Here is a 17,752-nt window from a genome sequence, read left to right on the forward strand (position 1 = left end):
GTTGCTGGCCAAGTGGACAGGGGTGCTGTTTTTGCTGCCGCCACTGCTGGCTGTGCCCCTGGGGGTGAAGCTCCCTTGGCCGGTGCGGCTGGCCCACCTGGCGCTGGGGATGGGGGTGACGCTGCTCTTGTGCTGGCCCTGGTATGGAGCCAATTGGCTGTTTGTCTTCAGCAACGGCTGGGCCTATGCCGAGACTGCCCATTACTACGTCACCTGCCCAGCGGGATCCCTCTGCTGGTGGACAGCCTACTTGCGCGTTTTGCCCCTGCAGATGAGCCCTTTTTTGTGCCCCTTGCCGCTGCTTTCGCTCTGGGGATCCCCAAGCCGGCGGGAGACTCTCCTGTGGGGCCTCTACGGCTCGGGCTACTTGCTCTACACCCTGGTAGCCATTAAGGATGTGCGCTTTACGCTGCCGCTGTTGCCCCTGCTGGCCATCCTATCAGCGGGTGGGCTGGACAAAGTCTGGCGGTGGCTGGGGGCGCGCTGGGGGCAAAGGGCACTGGGGCAGGGAGTTGGCCTGAGCCTAGCCTTGGGATCCCTGGCCCTGCTCAACCTGGGGCAGCCCCTCACCCCTGGCGTGGCCCCTCTCTGGAAGGGGATCCAAATGCACTGGCAGGGGCAGCACCTCCAGCAGGAGCTGACGCGGTGGATTGGATCCCTGGTGCAGCCAGGTTTGGCCACCACCCTAGGCGTTCTTCCCAACACTGAGCTGATTTCGTCCGAGACGCTCAGCTACCTGGCGGCTCTGCAGCGCTGGCCCATTACCTTCCGGGGGGCTGGCCAGACTCCCTGGCCGGAGCTGGAGCTGGTGCTCTTGGATGGGTTTGTGGATGCGGCAGGGGAGCAGGGAATTGTCGGCCCCTACGGTCCAGCTAAGGAGCAAATTCGGCAACTCCTAGACAAGAGTCCGGACTGGCAGCAAGAGCATTTTGATCTACAAGCGGTGGGCCGGCTGTACACCTACTTCCCCACCCAGCCCAGGGTTGTGCTGCAAGAGGTGCCTGCTCCAGTAGAGGAAGTGGAGCTGCTGCAGCTCAAGGTCTTCCCAGAGGAAGGGATCCCGGCCTGGCGCCTGCGCTGGCAGGGCCCGGCCCAAGACTTAGCCCAAACGCTAGTCTGGGCGCGCCTGGAAGGTCCCCAGGGGCAGGTCTTGGCCAAGCGGGCTTGGGTGGTGGGGCAAAACCGCCTGCAGCCCCACACCCCCGACAGTTGGCAGGTGGAGGAAATCTTGGCCTGGCCAGAGCTGGCTGCAAAAGAAGGGATCCTCCACCTGGAGTGGCAACCCCCCCAGGGAGGGCGCCGGTCTTTCAGTCAGCCCTGGAAGGGATCCCACGGCGGGGAAGGAGGATCCCCTGTCAGTCTAGGAGATCCCCTCTTTCCTCTGCGGCAGGCAGCCCAAGCGGCTGCACGGGGAGATCTAGAAGCCCTGTCCCTTTACCTCAACGCCTGGACGACGTTGCAGTACCAGACTTTCCTCACCGATCCGGATCGGGTCGTGATCCGCCAACTCCTGGAAGGGGAGCGAAGGGGGGCAGCGGGGCAGAGGGAGCAAGAGATACAAAGCTACTACGAGCTGGCGCTGCTGGAGGTGGCCCTATTGCGGCCACAAGCAGCCCAGCGGCACTTTGAACAGATTGTCGAGTTGGATCCCCAGGACAACTGGGCACGCGCCTACTTGGCGTTTTTACGGATCTTTTTTACCCATGATTTTCAGAACCTCCAGGGATTGCAACAGGAGCTGGTGAATGCTTTTCATCCCCTCTGCCAGAAAGCAGATGATTTGGATTGGGATCTAAAGGGGATCTGTGCTGTTTTTTTGCCAGAAAATCCATCTCCATTCGAGGAACCTGAGCCAGCAGGAAATCAGCAAAAGTCTTAGCCACCAACGAAAGGTGCTTGGAGCGCAAATAGACCAAATACCAAAACCCCTGGATGGGAAACTCCTCCACATCCAAAATGGCCAAATGCTGTTGCCATCCCCCTAGAGCCAACACGTGCTGGGACAAAACCGAAATCCCTAACCCGCCGATAACACCTTGGCGAATGGCTTCGCTGCTGCCTATTTCCATGCGAATGTTGAGCTTTAGGTGGTGCTTGCCAAAGAGCCGCTCCACCGCCATGCGGGTGCCGGAACCCGGCTCGCGGACCAAGAAGGGCTCTTGGGCAATGCGGGCCAAAGGGATCCGCTTCTGGCCCACCAAGGGGTGGTGAATGGGGGCTATCACCACCAAGGGATTTTCCAGAAAAGGCTGGGCTACCACATCCAGATCCTCCGGCGGCATCCCCATCACATAGAGATCGTCCATGTTGCTACTTAGCCGCTCCAGAACTTGCTGCCGGTTCAGCACCTTTAGGGATACATCGATACCGGGATACTGCTGACAAAACGCCCCCAGCAGGCGAGGAATAAAGTACTTGGCAGTGGTGACAACCCCAATGCTCAGCCGTCCCTGTTTTAATCCCTTCAGGTCGGCGAGGGTCATTTCCAATTGATTCAACTGCTCAAAGATTTTCTGGCAAGTCTGGTACAGAGCCCGGCCGGCCTCTGTAAGATAGAGCCGCTTGCCTACCTGCTCAAACAGAGGCAGCCCCACGACTTTACTGAGCTGCTTGATCTGCATTGAAATCGTGGGCTGGGTCAGGTACAACTCCTCGGCAGCGCGGGTAAAGCTTAGGTGACGGGCAGCAACCTCGAAGATTTGCAGCTGGTGTAGCGTGATACTCTTCATGGGAGGATTAAGAGAGTACAATGACTTGCTCTTGAATCATAAACCAGGATCTATGAGCCCTCAATCCAAAGGGGCTAGCCCACTCCTCTCTGGAGGGAAGAAGAAGACCATCAAGGATTGGCCAAGGGTCACTCCTCAGAGGGGAACTTGAGGATCTGGCGCTGACGCATCCCTTGCCAGCGCTGGATGAGGTTGCTGTCGATGCCAAACTGATCTAACGCCTTTACCACGACAAAGTCCACCAAATCTAGGATGGTGCGTGGCTGGTGGTACCAGGCCGGAATGGCTGGAACAATGCGTGCCCCCGCCTCTGCCAGGGTGGTCAGGTTGCGCAGGTGAATTAGGCTAAAGGGGGTTTCCCGCGGCACGATGACCAGGCGGCGACCTTCCTTGAGCTGCACATCGGCAGCCCGCTCCAGCAGATCCGAACTCAAGCCGGCAGCTAGCTTGGCCACCGTGCCCATGCTGCAAGGGATCACCAACATCCCCTGGGTGCGGTAGGAGCCGCTGGCAATGGCTGCCCCTAAATCTTGCCAGCGGTAACAGACCAGGGAGCCGCCCTCGCTTTCAGCCTGCTGTCGCCAAAATTGGGCCTGCTGCTGGGGATCCGCCGGTAGGGGCACTCCCTGCTCTCCTTGCCACACCTGGTAGGCGGCCCTGGAGACCACGACTTCGACGCGGTAATCCAGGCTCAGCAGAACGTGTAGGGCGCGCACGGCGTAGAGCATCCCCGAGGCGCCCGATATACCCAGGATGATCGGTTGGGAGGAGTTCAAGGGTTAGGTCAGGAAAGCCTTCTGCTTAAGTTTATCGACTGCCCAGATCCCCTGTTCTAAGCCTTGGGCTGGGCAATGTCAAACTCGGCATCATAGTCGAAGTCCTCATCTTCCTCAACCCACTCGTCCTCCAGTCTCTCGTCCTCTTCCAGCTCCGCCAGGGGGAGCTTCTCAGGGTACTCCTCTTCCACTTCCAGAGCAGCCTGCTTTTCCCGCCGTCGGAAGCGTTCCAAAGCAGCTGGCGTGATGAAGGGATAGGGCAGTCCTTGGGCCTGCGCCTCTTCCAGAGCCGCTCGGTAGCTCTCCACTTCTTTGATGTCAATTTTCCAGCCAGTGAGGCGGGCAGCCAGACGGACATTTTGCCCCTCTTTGCCAATGGCTAGGCTAAGCTGGTCACTGGTTACCAGCACGTGGGCCTGTTGGATCTCCGGATCCACCAAGCGTACTTCCACCACCTTGGCCGGACTGAGGGCGTTGGCAATGTAGGTAGCTGGATCCGGCGACCAGCGGATAACGTCAATTTTCTCGTTGCGCAGCTCCGCCACCACCGCCTGGATGCGGGATCCCTTTGCGCCAATGCAGGCCCCCACCGGATCCACATCTCGCTCTAGGGTATCGACGGCAATCTTGGTGCGCGGCCCCACGTTGCGGGAAGGGGGGTTGGCCTCTCGGGCCACTGCCACGATGCGCACGATGTCCTCTTCAATCTCTGGCACCTCATTGGCGAATAGGTTGACCACTAGGCCAGCATCAGCCCGGGAAACCAAAAGCTGGGGCCCCCTTCGGGATCCCTCATAGACCTTTTTGAGATAGACCTTCATCACGGCGTTAGGGACGTAGCGGTCACTGGCCAGCTGCTCCTTCTTGGGTAGCTCGGCTTCCACCTCGGGCCGCCCAAAACCGCTAGATACTGCCATGATCACCGTCTGCCCTTCTGTGCGCAGCACCCGCGCCTGCAACACCGTTTTTTCCAGGTCGCGAAACTCCTCCTGGATATGGCGGCGCTGCTGGTCGCGCAACCTCTGGGCCAGCACCTGCTTGGTTTGGATAGCTGCCATGCGGCCAAACTCCGCCTGTTGGGGGGTGACGTCGTTGGTGACTTCCCAGCCAACTTCGGCTTCTGGGTAATCCTGCCGGACCTCGTACAGCGAGATCTCGTGATCCGGGTCCCGTACCTGCTCGACGATAGTTTTGGTGGCCAAAATGCGGAAGCCCCCTGCTTCCACATCCAGCTCCACCTCGAAGTTGCGGAAGTGGTCTTCTGGGAAAACGACGTCCCGCTGAATGGTCTTGCGGTAGCGTTCGTAGCCCTTGAGCAGCGCCTCTCGCAGGGCTTCAGTAACCACGTGGCGGGGCAAGTTGCGCTCCCGCGAGATCATCTCCACCATTTCTGCCAAACCTGGCAGAGGCACCATTGCCATAGACTGTCCTCCTGAAAGAATCCAACTGACTCTGGCTGTTGCTCCGCCATTTGCAGGGGAAAAGCAAGGGTCCAGCCGACAGCTCTACGACCTCACTCGGTTTCCGCCTCAGAAAGGACAACCCGCTGCACCAAGGCGCGGGGCAACTGGACGCGTCGCCCTTTGAGGGAGAGGATAACCTTCTCCTCATCCCGACCCACCAGCTGCCCTGCCCAGAGGGTTTTGCCCTTGTAGGGGGGATCTACTGTCACCTCCACCGCAAACCCTTTAAAAACTGTAAAGTCGCGGTCACTGAGCAGGAGGTTGCTGATACCCGGGCTGGAGACCTCCAGGATGTAGTGCCCAGGGATGAGATCCACCCGATCCAGCTCCACTTCCAGGGCTTGGCTCATGACTTCGCAATCGGCATGGCTGGTTTCCTGCTCTGGGTTCAAGGGGCGGATATCTACCCGCAGAACTGGCGGATACTGGTTTGTTTGAAAAACCAGCTGCACCAGTTGGTACCCCAGTCGCGCGGCCAGAGGACGGGCCAAGCTCTCCAACTGTGGAATCAGAGGATGAACCATAGCCAACTTTCGCTAACTCAGTAAACAGCCAGAGGCCAGCCTCTTGGAGCTGGTAGGGAGAATCTTCCCTAGAAAAAGCAAAAAAGTGGGCACAACCCACTCCCCGCTTCTCTCACGGAGCTTTCCCGGGAAACGCCAGCTCGGCAGGCTTTTTCCCCAGGACCATTCTAGGCGATCTCATCCAATTCTGCCATTGGGATCCCCGAGGCCAGATCTCTATAATGTGGACAGCCCCGTATGTGCCCAACCCTCCACGGGGGGAATTTCTCATGACAGTTGCCTTTTCCTATCCCATCTTTGGCCCTAGCATCCAGTGCCCCCACTGTCGGCAGACGATTGCGGCCCTCACCCTGACCGATACCTACCTCTGCCATCGCCACGGCGCTTTTGAGGCAGACCCTGAGCAGGAGGAGCTGATCCACCTCCAGTCAGGGCGGCGTTGGCGCCTCTGGGAAGGCCGCTGGTATCGTCAACACACCCACGCCGATGGGATTCGCTTTGAGATCCACGAGGAGCTGGATCGCCTGCGCATGCAGGGAATGCGGGCCACCCAGGTCATTGTAGCCGAGCGCTACCGTCCCCTCCTCACCCCCTACCTGGAGCAGGGATCCCAGCGTCGCCCCGGCCCCCCTCGCCTCTACGGCTTGCCGGTCAGCTTTAGCTCCCAGCTCCCCGAAGGGGCAGGCGGCTCCCCGCAGCGCTGGCGAGTGATTAACTTTGAGCTAGTCTGTGAGCCAGATCCTGCTGTGCGGCAGCTGCAGTCCCAGCTGCAGCTCTGTGACTAAGCTGAAGCAAGGCATTTCCCCCTCCCAGGCAGAATGGATTGGTTCCAGCGGCTCGGCAGCAGTTTTCTTCTGGCTGGTCAGGTGACCCTGCACCTCCTACAGGGCCGTATCCATCGCCGCAACACTCTAGAGCAACTGGCAGCGGTGGGGTTGGAGTCGCTGCTAATTGTCCTGATTACGGCGGTGGTGATTAGCGGCGTTTTCACCATCCAGGTAGCTCGAGAATTCCTCAACTTTGGGGCCTCTTCTCTAGTGGGGGGGGTTTTGGCCATTGCCCTTGCCCGCGAGCTGACGCCAGTGGTAACGGCGGTAATTCTAGCCGGACGAGTGGGGTCTGCCTTTGCTGCTGAGCTGGGCACGATGAAGGTAACTGAACAGATCGACGCCCTTTACCTGTTGCGCACTGATCCGGTGGACTACTTGGTGATCCCACGGGTGTTGGCAGCGGGGCTGATGCTGCCGGTGCTCGCCATCCTCTCCCTCCTGACGGGGCTGCTTGGGGGAATGGTCATCTGCGCTTCGGTTTACAACATTTCTTCTTCCGTCTTCCTGACCTCGGCCCAGACCCTCCTCACTGCTTGGGATTTAATTGTCTGCTGCTTGAAGGCGATGGTGTTCGGCGCTCTCATTGCCATCGTCGGCTCCAGCTGGGGCCTTTCCACGAGCGGGGGGGCCAAGGGGGTGGGGCGCTCCACCACCGATGCAGTAGTGACGGCGTTGCTGGGAGTGTTTGTAACCAACTTCCTTATCTCTTGGCTGGCCTTTCAGGGGCCAGGCAGCGCTCTTGGCCGCGTGCTGTAGCCCCTCTTTAGCGGCCTCGCTGCTGGCGCGAGCGGTTGAGTAGGGGAAATCCTATCACCGCAACTAAGGTTACCAAGATGATGACGGTGGAGAGGGCGTTGATCTCGGGCGTTACCCCCCGCCGCGCCATGCTGTAGATCAAAATGGGCAGGGTCTGGCTTTCGGGGCCACTGGTGAAAAAGGAGATAACAAAGTCATCTATCGAAAGGGTAAAGCTCAGTAAAGCGGCAGCTAGGATCCCTGGCATGGCCAACGGCAGGGTAACGTGGCGCAGCTTTTGCCAGGTGTTGGCGTAGAGGTCGTAGGCAGCTTCTTCCAAGGCGGGATCCAGAAGCTGGAGGCGGCTGCGCACCACAATGGCCACAAAGGCAATCTGAAACGTAATGTGAGCCACGATCATCGTTCCCAGGCCCAGCTCAAACCAGCCAGTGTAGGCGCGCACTAGCTGGTAAAACAGCAGCAGCCCAACGGCCATCACAATATCGGGGATGGCTACCGGCAACAGCAGCAGCCCTTGCACCATCGTTTTGGCGGGGAAATGATAGCGGTAGAGGCCGTAGCCCAACAGGGATCCCAGTAGGGTGCTAACTAGGGTGCTGACCCCCGCCAAGACAACGGTATTTTGCATTGCCTGCCAGATGGCAGCATTGCGAAAGAGAGCCAGGTACCAATCGAAGGTAAAGCCCGTCCACACCAGGCCAAAGCGGGCGCGGTTAAAGGAATAGATGGCAATGAGCAAAATCGGCAGGTAGAGAAAGCCGTAGGTAGCATAGCTCACACCCTGCAGCCAGATGCGTCTCTTCACCAATCCGCTCTCCCTGCAGCCTTTAGGCCCGTTCATCTACCCCTTAAGTCTACAGGCATCTCCCCTGCGGCAGACCGTGCCCTGCCTAGAGCTGTCCGTTGGGGGAAGCCGGAGGGGAGGCGGGGCCTACTCCTGAGATCTGCTTAGGCCCTCCAGAAACTCTCGCAGCAAAGGCAGAACTTGCTCGGCATGGAGAGCAGGAATAGCGTGGCTGGCCCCTGGCAGGATCCGGAGCTGGGCGCCAGGGATCCCCGCGGCATAGGTCTGGCAGTGCCAAAGGGGAATGGTCTCGTCCCGCTCGGCGGCCACCACCAGGGTGGGAACCTGAATGGCCTGCAGCTGACGCTCGACCGTATCGAGAGCCGCTTGGGGGCGCAGCCGCTGGCGGAGAAATTGGCGGGCCACCGGCTGTTGGCGCAGGGATCCCCGCAGCCACAGCAGCCAAGCCAGCCTCTCTTCCCAGCGTCCCCAGTGAGCCAAGGGGATGGCAGCCCGCAGCAGCCTATCAACCCAGGCGCCTTCCCGCAGCAAAAGTCGTAGGTGGCGGTAGCGTTTGACAAAGCTGTCGTCGCGGATCCCGGCAGGCGCCAGCAAGACCAACCCCCGCAGCGGGTAGCGGATGGCATAGGCCGCCGCCACCCACCCCCCAAAAGAATGACCCACCAATACGGGCTTGGGCAAACCCAGCGCCTGGACAAACCCCCGCACAAACTCCACTTCGGTGGCAATATCGCAGCGCAGGGCTGGTTGGCTGGACTGTCCAAACCCCAGTAAATCCAGGGCAAGGCAGTGGTACTGGTCGCCCAGTCCCTGCATCAGCGGCCACCAGTTGGCGTGGGTGGCCATGAAGCCATGTAAAAACAGCAGGGGGGGTTCCCCTTCTCCCCACTCCCGATAGGCAGCCCAGCAGGACTCTGCTCCCGCAATCTTGAGTCCCTCCAACTTCACCCTCTGCAGCGGTATTTCTTGAATGCAGGCCCTTAACTCCGCCAAACGCCGCGCCAAGGGCAGTCGTTCTAACAGCTCCTGCTCTTTCATCCGCTTCGATCCCCCTGAGCCGCTTGGAAAACGCTACACCTCAAGCCAGCAACTGCAGGTAGCGCGGAGGCGTTTTTAGCCAGTCCTGGTAGCCCAGCAAACCCTCGCGGAAGCGGGTGGCTGCTTGCGACTGGTAGCGCTCAGGGTTGTAGGCTAGCCAAAGGGTGCGCCGTATCTGCAGCCCTTCCACCTCTAGCTTGCGCAGCCGCCCCTGCTCCAGGTCAGATCCCACGGCCACCATTGACAGAAAGGCCACCCCTAAGCCTGCCTGGATGGCATTTTTAATGGCCTCAATTGAACTGAGCTCTAGGCGCACCTGCAACTGGGCAGGGTTAATGCCGTGGCGACTGAGGGCTCGGTCGATAGTCTGCCGCGTGGAGGACTGGGGATCCAGGGTAATAAAAGGCAGCGTCACCAGCTCTGTTAGGGCAGCAGCGGCAGGGGTGCAGCCGGGGGCACCAACCAACACGTATTCATCTTCCGCCACCGCGATTACCTTCAAATGCTGCTGCAACTCAAACGGGATTTCCCCCCCAACCACGGCCAGATCCAAGCGCCCATCGACCAGCTTTTGAGCAATTCGCCGAGTGGATTGCACCAAAAGTTGCACAGCTATGCCGGGGTAGCAGCGGTGGTACTGGGCAATCAAAAAAGGCATCACATAGGTGCCTACCGTTTGGCTAGCCCCCAACACCAAGCGCCCCCTTCCCATCTCCCGCACCTCTGCCAGCGCCTGAACGGCCTCCCGGCAAAGCTTGAGGATGCGCTCGCTGTACTGCAGCAACACTTGTCCCGCATCCGTCAGCTCCACCCTACGCCCGCCCCGGTCAAACAGCATTACCCCCAGCTGGCGCTCTAGGTTCTGCACTTGTAAGCTAACCGCTGGCTGGGAGATAAACAGACTGTCAGCCGCCCGGCGAAAACTTCCCTCCTGGGCGATGGCCTGGAGAATGAGAAGCTGATCTAGGGTAAACGGCAATCCATCGGCCATAGAGAACTCCAAATGCCGGCGTGGATCCTCTAAGGACCTGGCTGTCGGCGCCAAGAGCCCCCTCGAGATCCCACTATAGTGCGACCCATAAGCCAGAGTAATCAGTGGCTAGGGCAGGTAAATAGCCGCCCTCTGTTCGGCAAAGAAACTCCTAGCGGGGGCCATAGGGCGCCCAATAGCCGCGACCTTGTTGCTTTGCGGCATTGGCGGCTTCCCTGAGAATAGGTCCGTACTTGAGGCCATCCGTTTGCTGTGCTAGCAGGCCATGCCCCAAAAACAGCATCTCCTGGTTGATGAGGGTATGGGCCCGCCAGACGTAGGCAGGCAGGGTCGGCCCAGGAGCCAGGGTTGGATCCAACTCCAAGAACACCTCGCGCTCCAGCAAGGTTGTCTGCAGGTATTGGCCGGCGTTGTCGATTGGCAAAGGGGTTTGCCCCCGCAGCTTCGTCCAAGTGGGGTTGATCCCCGCCGGCAAGGGATCAACCCCAATCAGCTGCACTAGCCGCACCTGCAAGTCCCCTTCGATTTGCACAGCCAGGGTGTTGGAGTTCACTATCCGAAGGACTTCTGCCCGTTTGAGGCTGCGCAGATCAGGGCGGGCCACCAGGGTCAAGGCCCAGCCAGGACAGGCCACAACCAGCAAGGGCACAGCCAGCAGGCTGCTCAGCCAACGCCGTCCCTGGGACTTGGAGCGGTGAGGAACTGACTTTACCCGTTGCAGGGCAGATTTGACGAGAGAAAGGGATCGCATGGTCGGCTTTGCCTTTCACACTGCTCTTCACCGCCAGCCAGGGGTGGCTCACCTCGTTACTTTACAAAAAACAGGGGCCAAGGGGTCAGCTTGGCAGGATTTGCTGCCGTTCCCCTGGGCCAGGCCAGAGGGCATTGACCAGCACGGTCACCAAGCCCAGCCGGTTGCCTGCCAGAATATCCGTCCAGAGGCGATCGCCCACTATGGCTACCGCCTCCACCGGCAAGCCCATTTGCGCCACAGCTCGCCGCAGGGCGCGCCGTGAGGGTTTGCCCGCCCTGTGAATGAAAGGGAGGTTTAAGCTCTCGCCAATTTGCCGAATCCGGTTGCCGTTGAGGTTGTTGCTCACCAGCCAAATTTGAAAGTGGGGGCGCAACTGCTCTAGCCAAGCAGCTACTGCTGGATCCACCTCAGTCTGACGGATCGGCACCAGCGTGTCGTCCACATCAAAGATAATGCCCCTCACCTGCCAAGCCCGCAGCTCTTCCGCCCGCAGCTGCAGGACAGTGCCCTTCACAACCACATCCGGCTGCAGCAGCTTAAACCAAGGCTTGCGGACCATCTTTCTAGGGACTTGTTGGCGAGGGGGGCTGGGAGAGCTGGCTAAGAATTTGCCGTTGGGCCGCCTCGTGCTCCGCTAGGGTTTTGCTGAAAACGTGGGTGCCATCGTAGCGGGCCACAAAATAGAGGTAGTCAGTCTCCTCAGGCTCCAAAACCGCCTTCAGGCTGGCCAGCCCAGGGTTGGCAATGGGGCCGGGAGGCAGGCCGCGGTTAAGGTAGGTGTTGTAGGGGGAGGGGGTGCGCACCTCGGCGAGGGTAAGACGGCGCGTCGGCGTTTGCCGGATGTTGAGGGCATATTCTACGGTTGGGTCGGCAGCCAGGGGCATTCCCGCTTTGAGGCGGTTCAAAAAGACGCCTGCAATTAGGGCGCGCTCTTCTGGCACTACAGCCTCCCGCTCCACAATGCTGGCCAGGGTGACCCATTCGTGCAACGAGAGAGGGGTGACGTGCTGCCGAAACAGGGGCAGGGCCACCGTGGCAAAGCGCTGCAGCATCGCGTTGATGACTAGCTCAGCCTTCTGGCGATCCGGCAGGGATCCCTCCAGCTGCTCAGCGGGGAAGAAATAGGTGTCGGGGAAGAGGTAGCCTTCTAGGGAGCTGAGGTTGGGAGGCAGCCAATCCAGGGGAGGGATCACGCGAGCCGTAGCAATGAAAACCTCAGCTGACACCCAGTTGCGCTCCGCCAAAGCCTCTGCAATTTGTTGAATCCGCCAGCCCTCCGGGATGGTGAGCCGCCGCTGCAGAATGCGGCCCTGCCGCAGTTGCTGAGCCACTGCCAGCATGTCTTGGTTGGGATCCAGAGCGTAGGTGCCTGCCTGAAACACCCAGTTGCGCCCAAAGGTGCGGCTCCACAGCTCCCAGGCTAGAGCCGAGCGGATCACTCCCGCCTGCTGGAGTTGTCTCCCAATCTGGCGGCTACTGCTGCCCGGCTGAATCGTCACTTGGATTGGCTCTAAACCCCCTACTGGCTGGAGCCAGGTCTGCCATCGCCAGTAGCCCAATCCCGCTGCCAGCACTAGCAGAACCATCAAGCTCTGGCAAAGGCGCTGCCCAGCCACTCGGGGTGCCCTAGCGCTTTGCCTAGCAGAGAGGGGATCCCGGTGAAGCCAATCTGTCATCTTCCAATGGCGTAAACTCTAGGCGCTGGCATGAGCGTTGGGTTGACATCCTCCCTGCCCTGAGAGGTGGGAAGAGTACCCCGTTCTCCGGTTGTTGGCAGCAAAACCATCGTACGTGCTATCTGCTCCGCCTGCACCAGCAGCGCGAAGCGCTGGGACTCTTGCCCCTTTTGCTCATGACTTCTCCTGCTGGCAAACAGGGATGCCGTTGCTTCCAGAACCCCTTTGGCCAATCCAGGTGCCAATGGGCTCCCCCTGCACTGCACGGTAAATGTTGCCAGGAGTGGTCAGGTCAAAGACAACGATAGGGAGTTGATTTTCCTTGCAGAGGGCAATGGCAGTACTATCCATCACCCGCAGATCGCGGGTCAACACCTCTTGGTAGCTAAGGACATCGTAGCGGCGAGCCTGAGGGTGAGTTTTGGGATCTGCATCGTAAACCCCGTCCACCTTGGTAGCTTTGAAAATGACTTCTGCCTCGATCTCGGCTGCCCGCAAGGCGGCCGTGGTGTCAGTGGTAAAAAAGGGGTTGCCGGAGCCTGCCCCGAAAATCACCACTCGCCCTTTTTCCAGGTGACGAATAGCACGGCGACGAATGTAAGGCTCGGCCACCTCCTGCATGGCAATGGCCGTCTGCACTCGCGTCGGGATCCCGGCCCGCTCGATGGCATCCTGCAAGGCCAGGGCGTTGATGACAGTGGCCAACATGCCCACGTAGTCCGCAGAGGCTTGATCCATTCCCTGGGCAGCCGCCTCTTGGCGCCCGCGCCAGATGTTGCCCCCTCCCACCACGATGGCCACCTGGACCCCGGCTTGCACTACCGCGGCTACCTCGTTGGCAATGAAGTTCAAAACTTTGGGGTCGATCCCATAGGAACGCTCCCCCATCAGGGCTTCGCCACTTAGCTTCAGGAGAATCCGTCGGTATTTCATACTCGTCCGCTCCAGCCCACCCCTGCAATACAATAGCAGGTTTGCGCGGCTAGCTCCCTGGGCAGCGTCCAGGCTGCCACCCAGAGGGCAGAGCGCTCCTAGGGTAGGGCCGTTCCAAGCCTCTTAGCTGCCGGCAGCTAGGGATTCTCCCAGCAAGCCTAGGCCAATCAGCACAAACCCCACGCCGGCCAAGGTTTTCATCCAACGCGGGGGGATAAGCCGCGCCACCCAGGCCCCTGCCCAAACCCCGATAAAGCTGGTGCTAATGAGGGCAGCGGCAGCCCCACAAAAGATCACCGTTAGGTCTTGCGAGCGGGCACTGAGGAGCAGGGTAGCCAATTGGGTTTTGTCGCCCATTTCGGCCAGCAGGATTGAGCCAAAGCTGACCAGAGCAGCCCGACTGGCTATTTGCCTGAGGGAAAAAGAGGAGGCCTGGCTACTGTTTTCTTGGTTCACCACGTTCCTTGGCTGATCCTCCGAACTTGGGGGTGGTTGTCTAGAAAAGCTAGCCCTGGCGAAGGTGAGCACCCTGCCATTCTCGCCACAGCACGTAGACTCCAATCATCAGAAAACCCACACCCGCCAACCATTCTATCCAGGCTGCCGGGATCACCTGACCCAGCCACCCCCCCAACAATACGCTGAGCAAACTGGCGGTAACCAGGGCACTGGCCGAGCCCAAGAAAATTGCCCAGGGAGACTGGGATTGGGCGCTTAGAAGCAAGGTTGCCAACTGAGTCTTGTCGCCCATTTCCGCCACAAAAACGGTTAAAAAGGTTACCAGCCACAGTTGCAGCGGCGATCCCTCCGCCAAGTTGCTCTCAGGAGCAAAGCTTACAAGAGGCGGCGGTAGGGCTAACCCCAAGGTACTTAGCCCCAACTGCTCCAGCCAAAAGCGCAGTAAAGCCATAGCCTCCGCCTCCGCAACCGCCCTCACTTAGCTTAGCGCCAGCTTACCGCATCGCCTAGCCGCTTAGCTTCCTGGCAGCCCCGCGGAGAGTAAGATAGAAAAAGGGGATCCACTTTACCGGCGCGCTATGACCACCACCCTTGAAGTACCTCAGCGAGGCTTACCCGTCACCATCATCACCGGCTTCCTGGGGAGTGGGAAAACCACCCTCTTAAACCACATCCTCAGGAATCAAAAGGGGATGCGCACGGCGGTACTGGTCAACGAATTTGGCGAGATTGGCATCGACGGCGAGCTGATTGTCTCCAGCGAAGAAGACCTTGTAGAGCTCAACAACGGCTGCATCTGCTGCACCATCCGCGATGACATTGTCGAGAGCGTGCTGCGCCTGATGGAGCGCTCCGACAAAATCGACTACCTGGTGGTGGAGACCACAGGGCTGGCGGATCCCTTGCCGGTTGCCCTCACCTTTTTGGGGCCAGAACTGCGGGATCTAACACGACTGGACTCGATCATCACCCTTGTGGATGCCAGTAACTTCGCCCCTGACCTATTTGACAGCGACGTCGCCTACAGCCAAATTGCCTATGGAGACGTCATCCTCCTCAACAAAATCGACCTGGTCGAGCCGGCAGAGGTCGAGCGCTTGGAAAAACGCATCCGCGAGATCAAGGAAGATGCCCGCATCTTGCGCACGGTCAACAGTGTTGTTCCCCTAGAGCTCATCCTGGATACGGATCTGTTTCAGTCCAGCTCCCTGCCCCAGCAGGAGACTCACGGCACTGAGCCTGAGCACGACCCCGAACACGGCCACGAGCATGACCACTCGCACCGCAGCCACATCGAGGCCGATGGCTTTAACTCCCTCTCCTTTGAGAGTGATCGGCCTTTCTCTCTAGATGCCTTCCAAAACTTTCTCAATGAGTTGCCCGAGGCGGTCTTTCGGGCCAAAGGGATCCTGTGGTTTGAAGAAAGCCCAGAGCGGTATATCTTCCACCTCAGCGGTCGACGCTACACCCTCAGTAGCGATGAGTGGCCTCGCCAGCCCAAAAACCAGTTGGTGCTCATCGGCCAGCACCTCGATACGGTCAAGCTGCGGCAACAGTTGGAAGCCTGTCTTGTCCCTGCCCCCGTCCAGGGCTAAGGGCTGGGTGGCAGCCTAGGAAGAGTTAGGCCCTGCTCCCGAGCAGCCTCCCAAGGGGGGCCTCGAGAGAGGCCATTCCACCTATGTCCGACATCTTTGTGATGATCCGCAACCAGGCCAACAACGCCCTCGCTTCTATTGAGGGGATCCCTTTTGTCGCCTTCTTGGAACAGGAGGGGAAACAGATTGCGGAAGAAACCATCGAGTTAATCTACGCCGATGCCGGCTTTGATGACCTGCCTATTGGAAAGTACACTGTGGGAGTACGGCACGAGCGAGTGGAACCGCCAAGAGCCACCTGCCCAGTTGCCATCAGGACAGTCGACGAAGTTGTTTTGGTAACATTTACTTACCTTGAGCCAGAGCGGGTGCTGCTGAACACCCAAGTTTCTGTGGAAAAAAGGCTGTAGCCTCCTGCTCCCCCAAAGCTGGCAGCTATCGAAGGGAGCACCCTACCCTATCTTCACGGGGGTGTCTGGATCCCGGCCCTGACGCTACAAGGACAAGGCTTGTCCCGCTCCGCACCCCCAGGGCAGGAGACTCTTACTCCCACTCAATGGTGGCCGGCGGCTTGGAGGTGATGTCGTAAACCACACGGTTGACGCCTGGCACCTCGTTGACAATGCGGTTGGAGATGGTGGCCAAGAGGTCGTAGGGCACCCTGGCCCAGTCCGCTGTCATGCCATCTTCGCTGGTTACCAATCGCACGACCACTGGGCAAGCGTAGGTGCGCTTGTCCCCCATTACCCCCACTGAGCGCACCTCCGGCAGCAACACAGCAAAGGCCTGCCAGAGCTGGGAGTAGTAGCCAGAGCGGTTGATCTCCTGGCGGACAATCATGTCGGCCTCACGCAGGATCTCCAAGCGCTCCTTGGTAACCTCCCCTACAATGCGGATGGCCAATCCCGGTCCTGGGAAGGGATGGCGGCCAACAATTTCTTCCGGCAAACCCAAGGAGCGGGCCAGTTGCCGCACTTCGTCTTTGAAGAGCTTGCGCAAAGGTTCTACCAGCTTAAAGCGCAGATTTTCTGGCAGGCCACCGACGTTGTGGTGGCTTTTGATCTTGACAGCGATGCGCTCTCCCGTCACCGGATCCACGTTGGTGTTGGCCGACTCGATGACATCGGGGTAGAGGGTGCCCTGGGCTAGGTACTCGAAGGGGCCTAGCCGCTGGGATTCTTCCTCAAAGACGCGAATGAACTCTGCCCCAATGCGCTTGCGTTTTTCTTCCGGGTCGGTGACTCCCTTCAACTGTTGGAGGAAGCGCTCCTGGCCATCTACGTAGTGAACGGGGATGTGAAATTGTTCCTGGAAAAGACGCAGCAGCCGCTGCGGCTCGCCCTTGCGCATGAACCCTTGGTCGATAAACACGCAGGTGAGCTGGTCGCCGATGGCCTTGTGCAGCAAAAAAGCCAGGGTGGAGCTGTCCACCCCCCCAGAAAGGGCCAGCAACACCCTTTTGTTGCCCACCTGGGCGCGAACCTCACGAATTGCTTGCTCCAAAAAGGCTTCCGTGGTCCAGGTGGGCTCGCAGCCACAGATGTGATAGACAAAATTGCGGATCAAGAAGGCGCCGCCCTCGGAGTGGGCCACTTCTGGGTGAAATTGCACGCCGTACAGACGGCGAACGGGATCGGCAATGGCGGCAAAGGGGGTATTGTCCGTGGCAGCCAGGGTGTGAAAGCCTGGCGGCAACTCAGTAACCGCATCCCCATGGCTCATCCACATAATGCTGTTTTCCGGCAAGTTGGTGAGCAGGTTGGTGGGATCCAAAATGTGGAGGGCAGCACGGCCATATTCGCCTTTTTGGGCTGGCTCCACCCTGCCCCCCAACTGTTGCACCATGAGCTGCATGCCGTAGCACACGCCCAGGATGGGGATCCCCAACTTCCAGATCTCAGGGTCACAAGTAGGAGCGCCCGGCTCATAGACCGAGTTGGGTCCGCCGGAGAGGATAATGCCTTGGGGCCGCAGTTGCCGCAGTTGTTGAGCAGTGGTGCGATAGGAAAGGATTTCCGAATAGACGTGGGTTTCGCGAATACGGCGGGCAATCAGCTCCGAGTACTGGGAGCCAAAATCAAGAATGACGATCATCGGGCACTGTCGGAAGGGAGGAGAGAAGCAGAAGAGACCCCCAAGCCTCACCCAGGGCCGGAGAGAAAGCAGGGCCAAAACCTGGCTGTGGATAAGAAACGTTAAGTATCCTTCCATCGTAGCAGGAAGGCCTTTCTGGAAACAAACCGCGCCCCGGATCCCTGGAAAAGTTGGCCCCCGGCTAGGCAACTCTCCCCCTAGAGAAGTAGGCAGAATGATGATAGGGCTCCAAAGGAGTGGGTAGAGCGGCAGGGGGCCCTAGCGCCATCCCTATTGTGTCCATGGTTGCCGAATCCTTCCAAACCTACCTACGTCGCCGCCGTCGTTTG

General features: G+C 59.5%; 18 protein-coding genes. 4 read left to right on the forward strand and 14 right to left on the reverse strand.

Features of this window, described 5'->3' with window-relative positions; all coding sequences use genetic code 11:
* Nucleotides 1–1,697: 1,697 nt before the first annotated feature.
* From NW827_RS08575 to rimP, 4 genes are all read right to left on the reverse strand, one after another.
* Nucleotides 1,698–2,729, reverse strand: a complete 1,032-nt coding sequence (locus tag NW827_RS08575) for a LysR substrate-binding domain-containing protein (protein ID WP_414503572.1) — start codon at nucleotides 2,727–2,729, stop codon at nucleotides 1,698–1,700.
* A gap of 128 nt (nucleotides 2,730–2,857) precedes the next feature.
* Entirely contained in the window at nucleotides 2,858–3,505 is a 648-nt protein-coding gene (locus tag NW827_RS08580; RefSeq protein WP_414360105.1) for a flavin prenyltransferase UbiX, read from the reverse strand.
* Nucleotides 3,506–3,561: 56 nt separating this feature from the next.
* Nucleotides 3,562–4,926 carry a transcription termination factor NusA gene (nusA, locus tag NW827_RS08585; RefSeq protein WP_414403862.1) on the reverse strand — a complete coding sequence of 455 codons (1,365 nt, stop codon included), beginning with the start codon at nucleotides 4,924–4,926 and terminating at the stop codon, nucleotides 3,562–3,564.
* Nucleotides 4,927–5,018: 92 nt separating this feature from the next.
* The gene (gene rimP / locus NW827_RS08590; protein ID WP_414360111.1) at nucleotides 5,019–5,492 is read right to left on the reverse strand and encodes a ribosome maturation factor RimP; all 474 of its coding nucleotides are present in this window, start codon (nucleotides 5,490–5,492) and stop codon (nucleotides 5,019–5,021) included.
* A 269-nt stretch (nucleotides 5,493–5,761) separates the two neighbouring features.
* Between rimP and NW827_RS08595 the strand changes: the two genes are divergently transcribed.
* A complete protein-coding gene (locus NW827_RS08595; RefSeq protein WP_414403863.1) occupies nucleotides 5,762–6,277 on the forward strand; it encodes a TIGR02652 family protein in 516 nt (171 codons plus the stop codon).
* Between the two features lie 33 nt (nucleotides 6,278–6,310).
* Entirely contained in the window at nucleotides 6,311–7,078 is a 768-nt protein-coding gene (locus tag NW827_RS08600; RefSeq protein WP_414403864.1) for an MlaE family lipid ABC transporter permease subunit, read from the forward strand.
* A gap of 7 nt (nucleotides 7,079–7,085) precedes the next feature.
* Here the strand turns inward: NW827_RS08600 and NW827_RS08605 are convergent, their stop codons facing one another.
* The 9 genes from NW827_RS08605 to NW827_RS08645 all read right to left on the reverse strand — a co-directional run bounded on the left by NW827_RS08605 (nucleotide 7,086) and on the right by NW827_RS08645 (nucleotide 14,185).
* A complete protein-coding gene (locus NW827_RS08605) occupies nucleotides 7,086–7,883 on the reverse strand; it encodes an ABC transporter permease (RefSeq protein ID WP_414360118.1) in 798 nt (265 codons plus the stop codon).
* 126 nt (nucleotides 7,884–8,009) lie between these two features.
* Complete coding sequence (locus NW827_RS08610; RefSeq protein WP_414503573.1) at nucleotides 8,010–8,921, reverse strand: alpha/beta fold hydrolase; 912 nt, start codon at nucleotides 8,919–8,921, stop codon at nucleotides 8,010–8,012.
* A 40-nt stretch (nucleotides 8,922–8,961) separates the two neighbouring features.
* Nucleotides 8,962–9,912: a LysR substrate-binding domain-containing protein gene (locus NW827_RS08615; RefSeq protein WP_414360123.1), complete on the reverse strand. Its 951-nt coding sequence runs from the start codon at nucleotides 9,910–9,912 to the stop codon at nucleotides 8,962–8,964.
* A 151-nt stretch (nucleotides 9,913–10,063) separates the two neighbouring features.
* A complete protein-coding gene (locus tag NW827_RS08620) occupies nucleotides 10,064–10,663 on the reverse strand; it encodes a thermonuclease family protein (protein WP_414360125.1) in 600 nt (199 codons plus the stop codon).
* A gap of 85 nt (nucleotides 10,664–10,748) precedes the next feature.
* Complete coding sequence (locus NW827_RS08625; protein ID WP_414360128.1) at nucleotides 10,749–11,225, reverse strand: YqeG family HAD IIIA-type phosphatase; 477 nt, start codon at nucleotides 11,223–11,225, stop codon at nucleotides 10,749–10,751.
* 4 nt (nucleotides 11,226–11,229) lie between these two features.
* Complete coding sequence (gene mltG / locus NW827_RS08630; protein ID WP_414403989.1) at nucleotides 11,230–12,252, reverse strand: endolytic transglycosylase MltG; 1,023 nt, start codon at nucleotides 12,250–12,252, stop codon at nucleotides 11,230–11,232.
* A gap of 264 nt (nucleotides 12,253–12,516) precedes the next feature.
* Nucleotides 12,517–13,275 (reverse strand): UMP kinase, encoded by a 759-nt coding sequence (pyrH, locus tag NW827_RS08635; protein WP_414360130.1) that lies wholly within the window; start codon nucleotides 13,273–13,275, stop codon nucleotides 12,517–12,519.
* A gap of 123 nt (nucleotides 13,276–13,398) precedes the next feature.
* Nucleotides 13,399–13,731: a TMEM165/GDT1 family protein gene (locus NW827_RS08640; protein WP_414360133.1), complete on the reverse strand. Its 333-nt coding sequence runs from the start codon at nucleotides 13,729–13,731 to the stop codon at nucleotides 13,399–13,401.
* A gap of 49 nt (nucleotides 13,732–13,780) precedes the next feature.
* The gene (locus NW827_RS08645) at nucleotides 13,781–14,185 is read right to left on the reverse strand and encodes a TMEM165/GDT1 family protein (RefSeq protein WP_414403867.1); all 405 of its coding nucleotides are present in this window, start codon (nucleotides 14,183–14,185) and stop codon (nucleotides 13,781–13,783) included.
* A 127-nt stretch (nucleotides 14,186–14,312) separates the two neighbouring features.
* On the opposite strand from NW827_RS08645, the gene NW827_RS08650 reads away from it, so the two are divergent.
* The gene (locus NW827_RS08650; RefSeq protein WP_414503574.1) at nucleotides 14,313–15,329 is read left to right on the forward strand and encodes a CobW family GTP-binding protein; all 1,017 of its coding nucleotides are present in this window, start codon (nucleotides 14,313–14,315) and stop codon (nucleotides 15,327–15,329) included.
* Nucleotides 15,330–15,412: 83 nt separating this feature from the next.
* Complete coding sequence (locus NW827_RS08655) at nucleotides 15,413–15,739, forward strand: hypothetical protein (RefSeq protein WP_414360139.1); 327 nt, start codon at nucleotides 15,413–15,415, stop codon at nucleotides 15,737–15,739.
* Nucleotides 15,740–15,872: 133 nt separating this feature from the next.
* On the opposite strand, the gene guaA is transcribed toward NW827_RS08655, so the two are convergent.
* Complete coding sequence (gene guaA, locus NW827_RS08660) at nucleotides 15,873–17,423, reverse strand: glutamine-hydrolyzing GMP synthase (RefSeq protein WP_414360141.1); 1,551 nt, start codon at nucleotides 17,421–17,423, stop codon at nucleotides 15,873–15,875.
* Between the last annotated feature and the right edge of the window lie 329 nt (nucleotides 17,424–17,752).

The sequence above is a fragment of the Synechococcus sp. H70.1 genome (assembly GCF_047502705.1).
Taxonomy (GTDB): domain Bacteria; phylum Cyanobacteriota; class Cyanobacteriia; order Thermostichales; family Thermostichaceae; genus Thermostichus.